Annotated in this window: 14 protein-coding genes; 8 read left to right on the top strand and 6 right to left on the bottom strand. The window is 41.2% G+C overall.

Annotated elements, in window-relative coordinates; genetic code table 11:
- Nucleotides 1–193: 193 nt before the first annotated feature.
- Complete coding sequence (locus tag QE382_RS07500; protein WP_307185320.1) at nucleotides 194–769, top strand: GNAT family N-acetyltransferase; 576 nt, start codon at nucleotides 194–196, stop codon at nucleotides 767–769.
- 207 nt (nucleotides 770–976) lie between these two features.
- Here the strand turns inward: QE382_RS07500 and QE382_RS07495 are convergent, their stop codons facing one another.
- The 3 genes from QE382_RS07495 to QE382_RS07485 all read right to left on the bottom strand — a co-directional run bounded on the left by QE382_RS07495 (nucleotide 977) and on the right by QE382_RS07485 (nucleotide 4,860).
- Nucleotides 977–1,420, bottom strand: coding sequence for a hypothetical protein (locus tag QE382_RS07495; protein ID WP_307185319.1), 444 nt, complete (start codon nucleotides 1,418–1,420; stop codon nucleotides 977–979).
- A 173-nt stretch (nucleotides 1,421–1,593) separates the two neighbouring features.
- Entirely contained in the window at nucleotides 1,594–2,223 is a 630-nt protein-coding gene (locus QE382_RS07490; RefSeq protein WP_307185318.1) for a Pr6Pr family membrane protein, read from the bottom strand.
- A 168-nt stretch (nucleotides 2,224–2,391) separates the two neighbouring features.
- Entirely contained in the window at nucleotides 2,392–4,860 is a 2,469-nt protein-coding gene (locus QE382_RS07485) for a glutaminase domain-containing protein (protein ID WP_370877890.1), read from the bottom strand.
- A gap of 272 nt (nucleotides 4,861–5,132) precedes the next feature.
- Between QE382_RS07485 and QE382_RS07480 the strand changes: the two genes are divergently transcribed.
- The 4 genes from QE382_RS07480 to QE382_RS07465 all read left to right on the top strand — a co-directional run bounded on the left by QE382_RS07480 (nucleotide 5,133) and on the right by QE382_RS07465 (nucleotide 8,995).
- Nucleotides 5,133–6,947: a mechanosensitive ion channel family protein gene (locus tag QE382_RS07480; protein WP_307185316.1), complete on the top strand. Its 1,815-nt coding sequence runs from the start codon at nucleotides 5,133–5,135 to the stop codon at nucleotides 6,945–6,947.
- A 155-nt stretch (nucleotides 6,948–7,102) separates the two neighbouring features.
- Nucleotides 7,103–7,834, top strand: coding sequence for a YggS family pyridoxal phosphate-dependent enzyme (locus QE382_RS07475; protein ID WP_307185315.1), 732 nt, complete (start codon nucleotides 7,103–7,105; stop codon nucleotides 7,832–7,834).
- Between the two features lie 11 nt (nucleotides 7,835–7,845).
- On the top strand, nucleotides 7,846–8,577 hold the full coding sequence (locus tag QE382_RS07470; protein ID WP_307185314.1) for a glutamine amidotransferase-related protein: 732 nt from the start codon (nucleotides 7,846–7,848) through the stop codon (nucleotides 8,575–8,577).
- Nucleotides 8,578–8,671: 94 nt separating this feature from the next.
- A complete protein-coding gene (locus tag QE382_RS07465; protein ID WP_307185313.1) occupies nucleotides 8,672–8,995 on the top strand; it encodes a hypothetical protein in 324 nt (107 codons plus the stop codon).
- 167 nt (nucleotides 8,996–9,162) lie between these two features.
- Here the strand turns inward: QE382_RS07465 and QE382_RS07460 are convergent, their stop codons facing one another.
- Complete coding sequence (locus QE382_RS07460) at nucleotides 9,163–9,774, bottom strand: NAD(P)H-dependent oxidoreductase (protein ID WP_209577943.1); 612 nt, start codon at nucleotides 9,772–9,774, stop codon at nucleotides 9,163–9,165.
- A 97-nt stretch (nucleotides 9,775–9,871) separates the two neighbouring features.
- Here QE382_RS07460 and QE382_RS07455 point away from each other — a divergent pair, with 97 nt between their 5' ends.
- The gene (locus QE382_RS07455; RefSeq protein ID WP_209577942.1) at nucleotides 9,872–10,768 is read left to right on the top strand and encodes a LysR family transcriptional regulator; all 897 of its coding nucleotides are present in this window, start codon (nucleotides 9,872–9,874) and stop codon (nucleotides 10,766–10,768) included.
- A gap of 44 nt (nucleotides 10,769–10,812) precedes the next feature.
- Here QE382_RS07455 and QE382_RS07450 read toward each other — a convergent pair whose 3' ends face one another.
- Nucleotides 10,813–11,508: a LytR/AlgR family response regulator transcription factor gene (locus QE382_RS07450; RefSeq protein ID WP_209577941.1), complete on the bottom strand. Its 696-nt coding sequence runs from the start codon at nucleotides 11,506–11,508 to the stop codon at nucleotides 10,813–10,815.
- A 3-nt stretch (nucleotides 11,509–11,511) separates the two neighbouring features.
- The gene (locus QE382_RS07445; RefSeq protein WP_307185312.1) at nucleotides 11,512–12,525 is read right to left on the bottom strand and encodes a sensor histidine kinase; all 1,014 of its coding nucleotides are present in this window, start codon (nucleotides 12,523–12,525) and stop codon (nucleotides 11,512–11,514) included.
- A 167-nt stretch (nucleotides 12,526–12,692) separates the two neighbouring features.
- Between QE382_RS07445 and QE382_RS07440 the strand changes: the two genes are divergently transcribed.
- Both QE382_RS07440 and QE382_RS07435 read left to right on the top strand, forming a co-directional pair.
- Nucleotides 12,693–14,081: a TolC family protein gene (locus tag QE382_RS07440; RefSeq protein WP_307185311.1), complete on the top strand. Its 1,389-nt coding sequence runs from the start codon at nucleotides 12,693–12,695 to the stop codon at nucleotides 14,079–14,081.
- A gap of 10 nt (nucleotides 14,082–14,091) precedes the next feature.
- On the top strand, nucleotides 14,092–17,382 hold the full coding sequence (locus QE382_RS07435) for an efflux RND transporter permease subunit (protein WP_307185310.1): 3,291 nt from the start codon (nucleotides 14,092–14,094) through the stop codon (nucleotides 17,380–17,382).
- The last annotated feature ends 1 nt before the right edge of the window (nucleotide 17,383 follow it).

Below are 17,383 nucleotides of genomic sequence, written 5' to 3'. Positions count from 1 at the left end.
GTTTAATCCAAAAAACTGTCGTCTCTTCTATTAAGATACGACAACACATTTTAAAAATAGTAAGAAATACTTTAGAAATATAAGCAGATCAATATTCAACTGTCCTGATCCAATATCCGACGCAAATCAGGGAAATGAAATCGTTTAAGTAAAGTCAATCAAGTTTACTAACTTCGTTTTTATTGTTACCAGCATGGATACTCCTTATAAAATTAGAAAAGCCACAGCAAGCGATTCGCACCGTGTTCCTGAAATTATGCTTCAGGCAATGGAAGATATGATATTCCGCTTAATTTTAAAAGAAGATCAACAGGCAGCCGTACAGTTTTTAACGCAGCTTTTCCAACAAAAAGGAAATCTTTACAGTTATGAAAACACTTTTGTGGCCGTTGACATCGATGACCGGATTATAGGCTCGTTGACAGGTTACGATGGTGACCGGTTTATTGAATTAAGACAGCCTATTCTCGATCTTATAGCGGATCACTACGCAAATAATTTGATTCCAGAAACTGAAACAGCCGGTGGCGAATTTTATATCGATTCCATCGCCGTTGCCCCCATTGCAAGAGGTAAAGGTATTGGAACCAAACTTTTACACCATGCCATTACACATGCCAAAGAAAACCACTTTAATCAGGTTGGCCTGCTTGTTGACCTCGCGAATCCAAATGCGCGAAAGCTCTATGAAAGGATCGGCTTTAATATTGGGAAGAAAACGTCCGTTGCCGGTAGTGAATATTATCATATGTATATGCAGCTTACTTAAATAGCGTTCTTCTTAAACGTATTACCTACAAGTATCACGAAAGCCCCATCAGCATGTTATTGGATTAAATGCAATCCCGTAGAACAATGTTAATCAGCAGTATGCGTGTTTTCTTTGTCAAATACGGTGATCATAGCTCGATAGATTCCATAAATTAACAAGATACACTCGTGATCGTAAGTCCCAGATACTCTACCAGTATACGTTCTATTTTGCAAGCTGATTGAGTTCGGCCTGCGAGAATGCATGGTCACCTTTAAGATAACTATTGGCTTCTTTTAAATATTTGTAGATCACCTCCCTGCCTTTTGGGTTGGGCAATTTATGCAAATTGTTTACTAAATATTCCTTATCGCGCAATCGATCTTTACCATAGCTTAGAAAAGAGGGTGCGTGTGTCTGAACACTCCATCTTATAAAACGTAAATCGATATTATCTGGATATTTCATGATCATTTCTTCTAAAAGCTTCTTCCCTTTTTTAAATTGACCCAATTTCGAAAATGGGTTGCCCATATGTTTGGCCCATAAAATTTCATAAGCAGCTAGGTACCCCTTCTCTGTTGCCGAATTGGCGGATTTTTCCAATAATTTCAGATTCGTTTCGCAAAGCTTCTTATTTTGAACGGCGCTCGCATAATCGGATCTCATCTTATCAACATCGACTTGTCCAAAACAACATATCGTACATAACACTAGAGAGACACAGATAAAAAATCGTATAACCATTTTCAATTCAATTAAAGTATAAAATAGAAACTGTTCTGTCATATAACAATATCGAACAGCTTTGAGTTTTCTTATTTTTCAATACGTTGAGTACGCTATTTATTTTGCCATTTTCCCAATCCAATCAATAACATGGCGATGAGGACGAACACCAGAGTCATTCCCAAACTGTTCAAAATAACTCTTCCTATGCCCAACTCAGAAACATTCATAAAAGGATAAGGATAAAATCCGGAAACCCACCCATGCCACAAGGTATACAATAAATAGCCTAATGGGAAAATCAACCAATAGAAAATCTGGTTCCAAAGAAGCGCCCTTTTGTTACAGAATAGCCACCAAAAGATAAAAAAACTTAAAGGCGTGACAACATGCAATAATTCGTCTATCAGACTGAGTAGCCCTCTTGGATGTAATAAAAAGCGAAGTAAGCTATTATAAATAAGTGCGACAATAAGTATGTAGAGTGTGACGGCAGTAATTGTTTGGGATTTAGTGAAGAATAAGCCCATTCGGCTTTTTACCAAGAAAACAGTAAAAAAACAACATAATAGTACCGAAACATTACTTAAAATCGTGAAATAGCTAAAAAACTGTATTACATAATCGGTTGTGCCGAGCTTCGAAATAGAAGCACTTAATATAAATTGCCCAACAAGGGCAAATAGCGTGACTAAACCAATGCTACCAGCAAAAACCGATTTTAATGACTTTTGAATCTCCATATCCCTATTAGCCTTAGTCCTACTAAATATAGCGATTTTACACGCTATTTGAAATTAAATGATAAATTCAATCTATCGAAAAAAACGGCGTGCAATTCTTCGATTGCCCGCCGTCTTATTCACAACATAAACTAAATACTTCGTTAGAAGTTTGCTTATTGTTCTTATTTATTTTTGTTTCATCTTATCCGCTAAAAGTTTCATATAAAAACCTCCAACGACACTACGCGCCTTAAAATTTTCACGAATTCCAGTATTGGAATCATAAAAATCATTCAAAGGGACGCGGGATTCCGTTTGAATTGCATGGTTATACACTGGTTTTACCAAAGCTTCAAACGCTTCCCTTGATGGAGCAAATGATGCTGTCCAAAGAATCCAGTCGTTTTTGGTGTAGGCTTTGCGGCTGTCCAATGGTATGCCGAATCTATTTTGCTTGGTTAGGTAATATTTAATTTCCGTATCATAGACCTTTTGAGGAAATAGATTTAATCCCAATACTTTGTCCCAGATCAAATTATATTTCTGACTCCAAGTATTTTTATCATCAAATGTCAGCGCATAATGGTCGCCAGCATCTGCCATTTCCATCCATCTTGGAACCATTTCCTCCGCAATTGCACGGTATTTTTTTGCAATGGCTGTTTCACCAATTGCTTCAGCCAGCTGCACATAACAAGCGATACCAACAATTGCTTTGACAGATAAGTTCGTATTTCGAGCAAGGTGACCGGCAAAATCGTCTGTACAAAGCTGTGTCTTCGGATCAAAACCGTCTTTAACAAGATAATCTACCCAAGTAGTAAGGGTTTTCCAATGCTTCCTGGCATAGTCAGCATTTCCTTGCACTTTCACGATTGCCGCAGTTAAAATAATCATATTGCCCGATTCCTCCACAGGCATAGGTTCACCATAGGTTTGACCATTGGCCAATGGATACGTACCCAAATCGTGCGCGGCCCAAGGATAGGGATATTTACCGCTCTCACTGAAATAAAATATTCCACTTAACATCCCTTTCAACAACTCCGGATTATAGATCAGATACAAGGGCGCTGAAGGATAAGTGACATCCACCGTATTGATAAAACCACCACTATTATTTTCTTTCGACAACCATAATAGTTCATTTTGCGGACTTTTTACCAAGGTATGTGCTGCTATGCTTTGGCGATAAGCTAGAATACTAAGATGTGCGTACTCTTTTCCACCCGATTTGAGCGCATCCGCATAAACCGCTTTGTCGAATGCCACGCACTTATCGAGCACATTACGATACTCATCTGCAGCCAAAGACAGCTGATTTTCCATCGTTTCTTTGCCAGAATTGTTCCACCATGGCCGCAGATTATTGTTGAAATACTGAATCGCATAAATCTCATCGTAGCCAACCTCAACAAAACGCTCCTCCGCTTTCGCCCCCACAGTTCCAAATGGAATGACCGTGTTCAGCGCAAGTGATGTACCCTTAACGGTTTTTGCAGCGGTCGTCGTTCCCTTTCTAAAGGCATCTACAGCTCCGGCCCTCGGACTAATAAACTGTTGCGTTTTATCCCGCTTCGGCGAAGCAACGTAAAAATACCCCCAGTCTATCCGCATATCATCGGCCCCTTTCTGCAAAATGGGTTGTTCGACCGTTCCCGTTTTTAGGACAGACAATTTTTCTGTCTCATATTTTTCGGCGGTTACTTCCTGTGAAGGTTTATACACCGCAATATTTGAGGATGCACTTAGAAAAACTTTCACCGCATGCTGCTTGCCATCATTTGCTTTTACGTTGTATGTGATATAGCTTACGGGGCGAGCCAATACATTCAGATCATCCATCAGCAAAGGCGACGTAAAGGTTAATTTTAGATCCACATTACCGGCCTGAAAATTATAGACCGTACGCGTCGCTGTTATTTCCACATCTTTTTGCACCGCTTCCTGAATCCGTGGCCCACGCTCTTTAAGCCTGTCAACCAATCCAAAATCGAGGTAACGACCGCCAGCAGTATTCTTCAAATGGATGGCAATATGATTTTGCCCGGTCTTTAAATTAGCCTTGTCAATCGGCAAATATTGAAAGCTGTTGGTCCAACCTACCTTTTCGTAAACCTTCTTCCCATTCAAAAATACTTCGATATTATCATCATGATTGAGTTTTAGAAACAGCTCATTGATACCCTTCAGATCCGCAACGGAAAACTCACGTCTCACCCAGATATCGTCTGATTTCCAAAGTGTCTTTACCTGCTGCGCATCATCACCGATGGGTGCAAGTCCCGATTTCCACGTATTCGTATTATAAGCGGATGACTCCCAGCCGCCTTGAGGCTTCGATTCAGTATACTGTACCGTATAAGATTTATCTTCCGAAGTCGGTAGAATGACCGCATAACTAGGCTCTTCTTTGCCAAGAAAACGATAAGTATTGCCATCAACATCAATTAAACCCAACAGTGAATGATCAGCGTCTGTCCAGTGTTTCGTTGTCGACGCATGAAGCTGGTCCGTCATGGACCATATACTGAAATTGGGGTTGTGTGTAATCAATGGATAAGCTGGAGCTTTGCGTTCTTGGGCTTGTCCATCTAAAAAAGCGGAAACACAGGCCACAACAATACAGAGACCCATCTTCCCAAGTTTGTTCATTGCATAAATAGATTTTTGAAAAGGTTTAATCATATTTTTTGGATAAAATTAGCTATACAGTTTTCCCTATTGAGCATTTGCCCAATCCTTTTAACAAAGAAAGTTGGAATAATTGGAATTCAGCTGTCGCATCGTATCATTTTACCTTCAATTTATATCATAATTGACATGCTGCCATCTAATCAAGATAATTATTATCTTTGAGAACCCGTCCGATCGTTATGTGCTCAATGACCTAATAAAAATCGGCATTCAATTTTACCAACAACACAATGAGAAGTATTTCTATTTATTTCTTCGTGACCCTATCTTATCTTTTGTCAACAAGCTTACAGCTCTATGCACAAGAAATAGATTCGGTCAATAAAAAAGAGCTGGATCTGAGTTCCCTACTGAATGGAATCAGGCAACAGCAAATCAATGATTCGCTCGAACGGGTAAAGCTGCAGCACGAAATTGCCGACCTTAAAAGTCAAAATAGTCCCAAAAAGGAGAACTTAAAACAGCAGCTCAATGAGTTTGACGAAGAAAATACGATTCGGCAGCAGCAACTGAAAGTCAAAGTAGACTCGATCAAAAAAAACACAAAAAGATACGCGGTCGCGCCGTTTCAAGACACGTTATTCTATATCTACAATAAGCTTGGATCGTCATTAGCCAAAGATCGCGCTTCCAACGTGGTTAGCAGAATCCACAATCTCTACGAAGATGATTTTGTGAAAGTAGATTCATTTAAAATCGAAAACAGCGAAATCAGCGCCGACATCGTTTATAAAGATCTCATCATAACTTCCGTCACCGAACTTGATGCACTTCTTGAAGGAAAAAGCAAAGAAGAAATTGCGGCAAACTATCTAAAAAAGATTCAAGATAGCATCACAGCTGAACGTGCCGCGAACAGCATCACAAAACTTCTTACCCGAATTGGGCTCGTACTCCTTATTCTCATTGTTTTTTCTATTCTGATCTTACTAATAAATAGGTTAAAAGCATACGGGACACGACGCATACTAACGGAACGAACGCAGCGGATTAAAGACATTAAGATCAAAAATTACGTACTCGTTACTTCGGTACAAAAAACACGGATGTTTATTCATGCGATTAATATCTTACGTTGGGGATTGATCATCCTAATCGCCTTTATCGTGCTGCCTATTGTTTTCAGTGTTTTCCCATTTACACAGAGCTGGGCTTCCAATCTGATCGGACTTTTCACAAAACCGCTCAAAACCGCAGTCTTGGCCATATGGCATTATATTCCAAATCTGATCACAATTTTAGTGATACTTGCCGTCATGCGCTATGCTGTTCGATTTATAAAATATATTTTTAGCGAAATTGACAAGGGCAAATTAGAGATTAACGGTTTTCACCGTGATTTTGCCATGCCAACCTTTACCATCGTTCGTTTCCTGCTTCACGCATTTACGCTGGTGCTCATATTCCCGTACTTACCCGGAGCAAATTCAGATATCTTTAAAGGAATATCCGTATTTATTGGTATCCTGTTCTCTTTAGGGTCATCTTCTGCGATTTCCAATATCATTGCAGGTCTTGTAATCACGTATATGCGTCCTTTCCGGATCGGAGACCGCATCACCATTGCCGACAAAACAGGTGTTGTTATCGAAAAATCACCCTTGGTAACCAGGCTTCGAACCATAAAGAATGAGGAGATTACAATTCCCAATTCCTCTGTTCTTTCCGGAAATACAGTGAATTACTCGACCTTTTCAGAGGATGGAATCTGCTTTCAGGTGGAATTAACGGTCGGTTATGAAGAGCCTTGGCAACGGATCCATGAGTTGCTTTTAAACATACCACCGCGCGTAAAAAGAGTTAAACTTAATCCCGCACCATTTGTGCTACAAAAACAGTTAGATGATTTTTATGTACTCTATGAGCTGAATGTCTTTATTGAAAGATCTGCGGAAATTGAATTTGCAAGATCTGAAATTTTTCAGTTAATTCTTGACGACTTTTTAACCGCAGGAATTGATATGAATGGACCTCATATCTATGCTAAGGCAGAACATGTACAGCAATATAATCCAAATATGCACGGCAAAACGCAAGAAAACTAATCTCGGTAATAGCCGCTCCCGATCGAGCAGTCTACCTAAAAACACTCGTGTAAAGACGCTCGTACTGGACCAGCTTGTATTAGCTAAATTGGACTAGCTTTTTCTTAATAATTGGCTGTAATTTTGACTTCAATAACAAACAATACAACCGCAACATGGATGAGTTTATTACGGAAAATATACGCATCATACAAGAGCGTATCGACAAAGCGTGCAAAGCAAACCAGCGCAATCCCGGAGAAGTAAAATTATTGCTAGCGACTAAAACTGTACCTGCCGAACGTATTGAAATTGCACTACGTACAGGACAAACGTTGATAGCGGAGAATAAAGTGCAGGAACTGAAAGACAAATTTGAGTATTTAAAAGCTATTCCCCATGTTAATCATTTTATTGGCCACCTGCAAACCAATAAAATCAAGGATATTCTCAAATATAATGTATCCTGCATCCATTCAATAGATCGTGTAGATCTTGCCGAAAAATTGCATCAGCGCCTTTTAAAAGAAAATAAAACCATGGAAGTGCTCATCCAGGTAAACACTTCCTTCGAAGAGAGCAAATATGGGGCTGCTCCAGAGAAAGTCATCGATCTGGTTCAGCAAATAGCCACATTTAGCACACTAAAAATTAAAGGACTGATGACGATAGGTCTATTGAGTGCCGAGGCCGAACAGGTAAGAGCCTGTTTCAAATTGCTTAAACATATTCAACAACAAATTATAGCCCTAGCTATTCCTGATGTATCGATGAAAGAACTGTCGATGGGCATGAGCGGGGATTTAGAAATAGCGATAGCGGAAGGTGCGACGATTGTCAGGGTAGGAACGGCAATTTTTGGACAGCGCCCTACTCCGGATAGTTATTACTGGAATGAGAATCTATAAGATAAAAAGCAATGCGGATACATTTTATACAACACGAAGTTTTTGAAGCACCCGGAGCTTATTTAGCCTGGGCAGAAAAACAACAGCATGAGGTCACCTTTTCCCACGTCTATAGACAGGACCATTTGCCAGAACAAATCGATTCCATCGATGTGTTGATCATTATGGGCGGACCGCAAAGTCCAGATTCATCCCAAATCGAATATCCTTATTTCGACGCTAAAGCCGAAATCGCTTTTATCCGCCGATGTATCAATGCAGGCAAGGCTGTTGTCGGTATATGCCTGGGCGCACAATTGATTGGCGAAGCGCTGTCGGCAACATACGAACACAGTCCGCAAAAAGAAATTGGAGTTTTCCCGATCATGCTCACAGCAGAAGGAATTCAAGACAGCAAAATAGCTCATTTTGGCAGCCCGATACCAGTCGGACATTGGCACAGCGATATGCCTGGACTTAGCCCAGAAAGTAAAATCTTAGCAAGCAGCGTCGGCTGCCCTCGGCAAATTGTTCGCTATACAAATCTCGTCTACGGATTTCAATGCCATATGGAACTCACACCTGAAGTCGTCCGGCTTTTGATCGCTGCAGAAGAAGATCTCTTTCTTCAAAGCCAATCGCTCCAGTTTGTGCAATCACCTGACGAAATTCAGGCTTATAATTACAGCGAAATGAACAGCAAACTTCATACATTTTTAGATTTACTTGAAGGCGCATACGCAAGAAGCCTAGTCAATACGTGAAGCGTATCTGTCTAAATGGGAGCGTAAAAACTCACAACGTTAATCATTATTTGGGCAAAAATAGTAGATTTGGTGCAACACAAAAAAACTAGTGATGAACCTAATACGTAGTCAACTTTTAAAAATCGGCTATCTAGCCCTTCTGGCATTTCTTTTACACGCCTGTGTTTCCCAAAAAGAAAACAAAAACCTCACTTGGTATCAACATCAGGTTATCGAGCAGCTTGTTCTAGAAACGGACTCCAGTTATAGAGTTCAAATTGGTATTATGGCAGCCACCTTCTGGTTAGATAATCAGGATGGTCAACTGACCAAAAAATTAAAACTCCTGCAACAGAGCTACACGCAACGAAATAAAGTTGATGTCGCTGTTCAGCAAGGTACCAACAAAATCATTCGTGTCACTAAATCAGAATAAAACAAGCTTATTCAAGGCAACACAAATGATTTTGGCACCCACCGCAATACCTCAATTCTAGTTAATACCTTCCTCCTGCGCACGGCCTACAATACACGCTATTTTTTTACCGTTTTTTCTCATCACAATACTGCCACGGATAAAGCGATTTATCGCTCAATAAATTTTTAGTTCAACGTCGTTTCCAAATGGAACACCTCTTCCAAATATTGTTTATATTCCTTTTCGTAATTGTCAATACGTTCTTGAGACGCACCCTTCTCCATATCATGAAAATGGAAGCTTCCCAGATGTTCTAATCCTGCAAACTGATTCATCTTGTGAAAACCGAATAAAACACCTGCATCAACGGAATGCTGATCAAAAAACTCATTTTCCATCGTAAAGGCTGTCTCAGGAGCATTCCAGCTCGAAGTCACCATGTATTTTTTACCCTGCATTAAACCTCCTGTACCATAGTTAATGGCTGGGTTTTTACGTGAACGACCATCATTTTTATAGATACCGTTGTTGTGACCCGCCGTAAAAACTTCATCGATATAGCGCTTCAGACGGTTCGGAACCTGAAACCACCATACAGGGAAATGGTAAACAATAATGTCTGCCCATTTAAAGTTTTCAACTTCAACCATTGGATCAAAATCATCGTTGATATTGGTAACCCGAGTCTCGAATCCATTTCCTGCCAGTGTTTCGACAGTCCAATTTGTTATTGTGGTATTGAAAGAACCACCCGAGTGTGCGAATTTCTGTCCGCCGTTGATAATAAATATGTTCATTTCTATCATTTTTCTTATTGATAACACAAATTTCTATAATATTTTTAAATCACACAAATAACTTAAATTGTATATTTGTATCATAAAAATAATAACTATGAAATGGAACTTAGAATGGCTTCGTACATTTAAGGCAATCTATGAAACCGGAACATTATCTGCTGCAGCACAGGAATTGTTTATTTCTCAGCCTGGTGTCAGCCTACATCTGAATTCCCTGGAAGCGTTTACTGGGCACAAGCTTTTTGATCGATCTGCGCGAAGAATGGTGCCGACCGAAAAGGGCAAAATCTTGTACAACTATGTGATTGACCCGCTTAAAAAACTAGAAACTGGCGAACAGCATTTTCACAAACGCGCATTGGATGAACGCGTTACAATTAGTATCGGAATGTGTTTTGAGACCTTTCAATACACCCTGGAGGAACATATTGCGCAACTACCCTTTAATTTAATTATCAAATTTGGAGAATATCCTCAGATGCAGCACGACCTTGACAATGGCCTATTGGATCTTATTATTACGCCTCAGAAAGGAAACCAGCAGAATCTGCAATATGAAGCTTTCTCAAAAGAGCGTATTGTCTTGATTGCGGGTTGTCAAACAGATACATCCGAACTAGAGAAACTCTTGGCAGAAGACAAAATTAAAGAAGCTGCCCGCTTGCTAAAAAAACAATTGTGGTACAGCACGGCTGCCGATATGGATCATCTAAAAAACTACTGGTCCACACACTTTGGAGAGCATCCAGACTTCAGTCCCAATTATATCGTTCCAAATATTAGTTCAATTATACGCTGCTTGAGTAACAACACGGGCTTTTCCATTGTTCCCGACTTCCTATGTGCCGAAGCACTTGCTTCCGGGAAAATAAAACTGATCTGGGAAGGGACTTCTCCCGTCGAAAATATACTTTACTTCGGAACGAGAAAGAAAACCATGTACCAAGCGGAAATTGGTCAATTGGAAAAACTGCTAAAAGAGAAATGGTAGTCACCTGACTCTCTTATAGCAATAAGACCTCTATTCGCTCAGACCTATTTATTGGCTAGCCGCTCCTGTAACTCCCGACGGAAAGTAATACCGACCGGTAGGGAGGTATTATTGATCTGTACCATTCCATGCTCATATTTGATCACCTTATTGATCGAAGCAATGTAGGATTTGTGGATACGGATAAATTTTGATGCCGGCACCTGTGTAAGTATTTGTTGGGTGGTGCTTGCTGTTAAAAAAGTCTGGCTTGGAGTGACAATTTTCACATAATTGCCAAAGCTTTGGATGAAATCGATCTGAGCTAATTTGACATCAATGACACGTCCATCCATGCGTATAGTAATCGATTTCGGTTCTTCTTCTTGAGGCAACAACGTCGTCTTATACGATAAAAAGCGTTGAACAGCCTTAAAAAAACGGGGGAACGAGATGGGTTTTAATAAATAATCAACAACGCCATAATCATAGCTTTCCAGTGCGTATTCGGAATACGCTGTTGTCAAAATTGTCTTGGGTGGATGATCCAGCATTTTAAGAAATTCCATGCCATTAATTTCGGGCATTTCAATATCCAGAAAGATTAAATCCACACTGTTCTGCCGAAGAAACTCCAATGCCTCAAAAGCATTATAACACTGAGCGACCAACTGCAGATCCGTACTTCTTTCAATATAATTTACCAGTACATAATGTGCTGCGGGCTCATCATCAACTATAATACAGTTGCTTTTACTCATTGTTTAAAGATTGATAACCAATGACACCTCATACTCTTCTTTCCTGGAATCTGCGGTCAATACGTAGCGATTAGGATACAAGAGCTTTAATCGAGCGATCGTATTTTCCAAACCTATTTTTGCTGAGAACACATTCCTCTTCTTGACGGGTACAGAATTCCGTATATGCAAATATAAGTTGCCTTTTTCAATCTTGATCGAAATATATACAAAACAATCTTCAATACTACAGGTCCCGTGTTTAAAAGCATTCTCTACGAAGGTAATCAACAGCATAGGTGCGATCTGATAATTGATATCTTCTTCTTTTTGATAATCGAATTCAATTTTCGTTCGATAGCCTAACCGCTCGCGTTCCAGTTCAATATAACTTGAAATAAAATCAATTTCATCATCCATAGGCACATACTCCCGTTCACTGCTCTCCATTTGATAACGAAGCAGCTGAGATACTTTGATGATCAATTCAGAAGTACGTTCCGGATACTTTAGATTAATACCATAAATGGTATTTAACGTGTTGAATAGAAAATGTGGGTTGAGCTGCTTTTTTAAATGCGACAGTTGCGTTTGATTGGAAAGCAGTTCGCGTCTGGTCTTCACCCGTTGAAAGCGATAAAATTCGATAAATTGGATACTGCCCAATATACAGATCAACGAGCCCAATAATACACCAAATTGATAATGGAATGTTTTCTGTACAAGATTCTTATAGAGAAAACAATTCTTGTAAATCACGTTGTCCGTTAGCTCTTTTAATAGGATTGCAAAAATGAGCAGGGTTGCCACCGACGCGAACACATACAACAAGGGTTTATTCTTCTTAAGTAGCAGCGGTAATAGAAAGAAACGATTTAACTGAGCGTGCGCATACAGGATCATAAAATAGAACACGCCCATCAAAAAGCCCTTCCAGCTCAAGATCAAAATCCAGTCGTTCAACGTAAAAAGGATAAATGAAAAGATCAATAGAACGATCTCTTGTATTATCTTGTTCTCTAAAACCTTTCTCATCATCCTTATTTTGTTAAAATTCTGTTACAAAGTAAAAGCTTTAAGTTTAAAACAGGAGAAAAATAAATGACGAATTAAATTGGTCACTTTTAAATGCCATAGATCATTTTAAAGGGACATCGGGGTTGCTGTCCTTACTATCTTCGTGTCCATAAAATGATAGATAACCTATGCTGAAATTGAATTTAGTGCTGTCATTGGCTGTGTCACTTGCGACATCCTCCTCCTTCGCTCAGACGCTTACACTGCGCGACGCCGTAGAACAGGGTCTTGCAAATTATGGAAATATCAAGGCAAAGGAATATTATCTCCAGTCTTCCCTGCAGACCAATGAACAAGTCAAACGCGACTTTTGGCCCAATCTGAACATCGTAGCGCAACAGGACTTTGGAACAGTCAATGGACAAAATGGCCCGCTGTATGGATTTGGTGGACTTGGTGTGGCTTCGTCGGGAGTAGCCCTTCCGGAACAAAATTGGAATGCTGCATTTGGTGCACTTTACTTAGCCAATGTCAATTGGGACATTTACACCTTTGGACGAAAAAAAGAACGCATCGAATTGGCTAAATCTGACGTTAAAAGACGACAGGCGGATCTCGCTCAGGAAAGATTCCAGCATAAAGTCAAGATTGCCGCAGCTTACCTCAATTTATTGGCCAGTAAACGATTGGAAAAAAATCAACAGATGAATCTCAATCGTGCACTCGTATTTTTAAATATTGCTGCTACCAAAGTAAAAAATGGACTATTGCCCGGGGTAGATTCTACACTCGCTTCAGCGGAAGTATCGCGTGCAAAAATCAGCCTCAACCAGGCCAGCGAAAATGTGAAGGAGCAAAACAATAAGTTGACGGTATTAATGGGGATTGCAACCAAGGACCTGCAAATAGATACTGCCCTGGTGGAGAAAACACCTGTCCAGCGCACACCTCTTTCCAACAATTTGATTGAAAACAACCCTTTGCTGCAATTTTATCAAAGTAACATTGACCTTGGCGACCAACAAATAAAACTATCCACCAAAGAGTATCTTCCTACGGTAAGCGCATTTGGTGTCTTCCAGACCAGGGGTTCTGGTTTTAAGAGCGACTACATCACGGATTTACAAGCCTACAGCACAAATTATTGGCAAGGGGTTCGTCCCAGTAGGCAAAATTATCTTTTGGGATTGGGTATCAACTGGAATCTGACTTCGATTGCGCGTATCAATAAAAAAATCAGTGCACAACGCTTGACGAACGATGCCCTAAGAGAAGAATACCAAACTGCCGAAGCCCAATTGACCGCACAGCTGGATGCTGCTGATGTGAAAATCCAACTGGCCCTAAAAAGTGATTTAGAAGCTCCGCGACAAGTGTCGGCAGCTCAGCAAGCTTACCACCAAAAAATGACGATGTATAAAAACGGTCTAGCGACACTTGTAGACGTTACACAGACCCTTTATACACTCAATAGAGCCGAAACCGACCGAGAGATCGTCCACATCAATCTTTGGCAGTCGCTTTTACTCAAAGCCGCAGCTGCGGGAGATTTTGATATTTTCAACAACGAACTATAAATAACATTACATGAATTTAATACGTTTTGCCTTACGCAAGCCAATATCCATCCTCGTACTCGTATTGGGACTTATTGTCTTTGGCATAGGTGCCGTTCGATCGATCAAGGTGGATATCCTGCCAAAAATGAACCTTCCGGTTATTTATATTGCCCATCCATTTGGTGGCTATTCGCCGGATCAGATGGAATCTTATTTTGCCAAAAACTATGTCAATATCCTTCTGTTTGCCAATGGGGTCAAGTCCATTGAGACCAAGAATATTCAAGGTCTGACCTTAATGAAAGTATCGTATTACGAAGACACCAACATGGCACAGGCTGCAGCCGAGCTAAGCGCCCTGGCCAATCGGATCCAGGCCTCCTTTCCTCCAGGCTCGCAACCGCCGTTCATCATTCGCTTTGATGCCTCGTCGCTTCCTGTAGGTCAACTGGTTTTGAGCAGTAGCAAACGATCCAATAATGAACTGCAAGATCTGGCCAACGTCTATGTCCGGGCATCGTTTACGTCAATCCCCGGCTTATTGTCGCCACCTCCTTTTGGGGGAAGTCCACGTACCATTGAGGTCAACGTTGATCCCGATTTAATGCGTAGCCACCATATGACGCCCGATCAGGTCGTAGAAGCGCTAAGACTAAACAATCAAACCGCTCCGGCAGGAAACGTACGTATTCAGGACAAAAACTACATTACACCAACGAACAATACGATCAAAGAGGTCAAAGATTTTGAAAAAATCCCGCTATTTAAAGGTGGAGTACAAAATCTTTACCTTGGCGATATTGCTACCGTAAAAGATGGTGCCGACGTTACCGCAGGCTATGCTTTGGTCAACGGCAAACGTTCTGTGTACGTTAGTATTGCCAAAGCCGGCGACGCCTCAACCTGGGAGGTCGTGCAGAATTTAAAATCAGCCTTACCAAAGATTCAGGAGAATTTACCCGACGACGTCAAATTATCCTATGAATTTGATCAATCCGTCTATGTCATCAATTCCGTAAAGAGTCTGATTACCGAAGGTGCCATCGGCGCTATCCTGACCGGACTTATGGTGCTCCTATTTTTAGGTGATCGGAGAGCTGCGCTGATTGTTATCCTAACCATACCGATATCCGTGATATCCGGCGTGCTCTTTCTGAAACTTTTCGGGCAGACCATCAACCTCATGTCCCTCAGCGGACTGGCTTTGGCTATTGGTATCCTGGTCGACGAAAGTACGGTAACGATCGAGAATATACACCAGCATCTGGATATGGGTAAACCCAAAGCCCTGGCGATCTGGGATGCCTGTAAAGAGATCGCCTTACCCAAATTATTGATCCTGCTCTGTATACTAGCCGTATTTGCGCCAGCATTTACCATGACAGGCATCCCGGGTTCGTTATTTCTTCCCTTGGCCCTGTCCATTGGCTTCTCCATGATCATATCCTTTCTCCTTTCGCAGACATTTGTTCCCATCATGGCCAACTGGCTGATGAAAGATCATGCGCATAAGGCTCCACATGCGACCAAATCCGAGGGTTTAAATGCAGATGAAGCGCAATTTGCTGCAACTGGACTGACCGTAGCATCCGAGCAGGATACCCTGGATCAGAAGAAACTATTGGTGGAACGGGAAGACTTTAACAACGATGGAAAGCTGAGTATTTTTGAACGATTCAGAAACAGATTCATGAAAATGATCGACCGTTTGTTCAAAAGGAAGAAAACCATTACTGTAGTTTATCTGCTGGGAGCAATAAGTCTTGTTGTCATTTTACTTTCCACTATCGGTCAGGATGTATTTCCGAGGGTCAACTCGGGACAGTTCCAAATGCGTCTTCGTGCAGCGGAAGGCACACGGATCGAGCGCACCGAAGAAAAAGCAAAACTAGCGCTGGCCGAACTGGAAAAACTCGTTGGGAAAGAACATATCAGCATATCTTCCGTCTACATCGGTCAACACCCCGGGCAGTTTTCAGTATCACCAATCTATCTTTTTATGGCTGGTCCTCATGAAGCCGTTTTCCAGATTGCACTGAAAGACTACCATCACGATATGGACAGTTTCCGTGATGAGTACCGCAAGCGGCTTAAAGCTGCATTGCCAGATGTGCAAGTATCTTTTGAACCGATCGAACTTACCGATAAAGTGTTAAGTCAAGGATCGCCCACACCTATTGAAGTTCGGATTGCAGGAAAAAACAAAAAGAACAACGAGAAGTACGCCGGTAAATTGATTGCAGAATTAAAAACAATCCCTTACTTTAGAGATGTGCAACTAGCACAATCCATCAAATATCCTTCGTACGACATTAAGATAGATCGCATTAGGGCTGCACAATTGGGCGTTGACCTCAGCGAAGTCACACGATCACTCATCGCTTCTACTTCTTCTTCACGCTATACGGAAAAGAACACCTGGATCGATGAAAAAGCCGGGCTTTCCTATAACGTCCAGGTTCAGGTTCCTATCGATAAAATGAAAGATGAGAAAGAAATCGGTGAAATTCCTCTGTTGAAAAATTCAGCGCGTCCTATTCTGAGCGACGTTGCAACGATCACACCGTCCTTCACCTATGGCGAAAACGACAATCTAGGGGCAATGCCCTATGTATCAGTTACAGCAAATATTGATCATACCGATTTAAAAACAGCCTCCAAGGATGTACAGCGCAGTATCAAAGCCCTTGGTGAACTTCCTCGTGGTTTATCGATGGAGCAAATAGGACTTGGAAAAGTATTGTTAGAGACCATGAGCAGCCTTGAATCGGGTCTGGCCGTAGCCATTATTGTTATATTCCTGATGCTATCGGCTAACTTTCAATCGTTCAAAGTTTCTATGGTTGTGCTCACCACAGTGCCTGCGGTTGTGCTGGGCTCATTGCTTCTGCTGTTGTTGACAGGATCTACCCTCAACTTACAATCCTATATGGGAATTATCATGTCGGTGGGTGTATCCATTGCGAACGCTGTTTTGCTCATCACCAATGCCGAACATATCCGTCGGCATCATGGCGATGCCCTAGCTGCAGCGCGTGAGGCAGCATCCTTACGGCTCCGGCCTATTATCATGACCAGTTTGGCCATGATTGTCGGTATGCTCCCGATGGCCATTGGCCATGGTGAAGGTGGCGAACAAGTTTCACCACTCGGTAGGGCCGTCATTGGCGGATTATTGTTTTCGACTTTTGCCGTACTCGTCATCTTACCGCTCATATTTGCCTGGGCGCAAGAAAAAAGCAGCACACAATCGATCTCATTAGATCCTGAAGACAAAGACAGCAAGCACTATATTGCCGCATTAAAACCTTTATCTTAAA

It is taken from the genome of Sphingobacterium zeae (genome assembly GCF_030818895.1).
Taxonomy (GTDB): Bacteria; Bacteroidota; Bacteroidia; order Sphingobacteriales; family Sphingobacteriaceae; genus Sphingobacterium; species Sphingobacterium zeae.
Note: the sequence above shows the minus strand (reverse complement) of the source record. Positions and strands in the feature narration are given on the sequence as shown.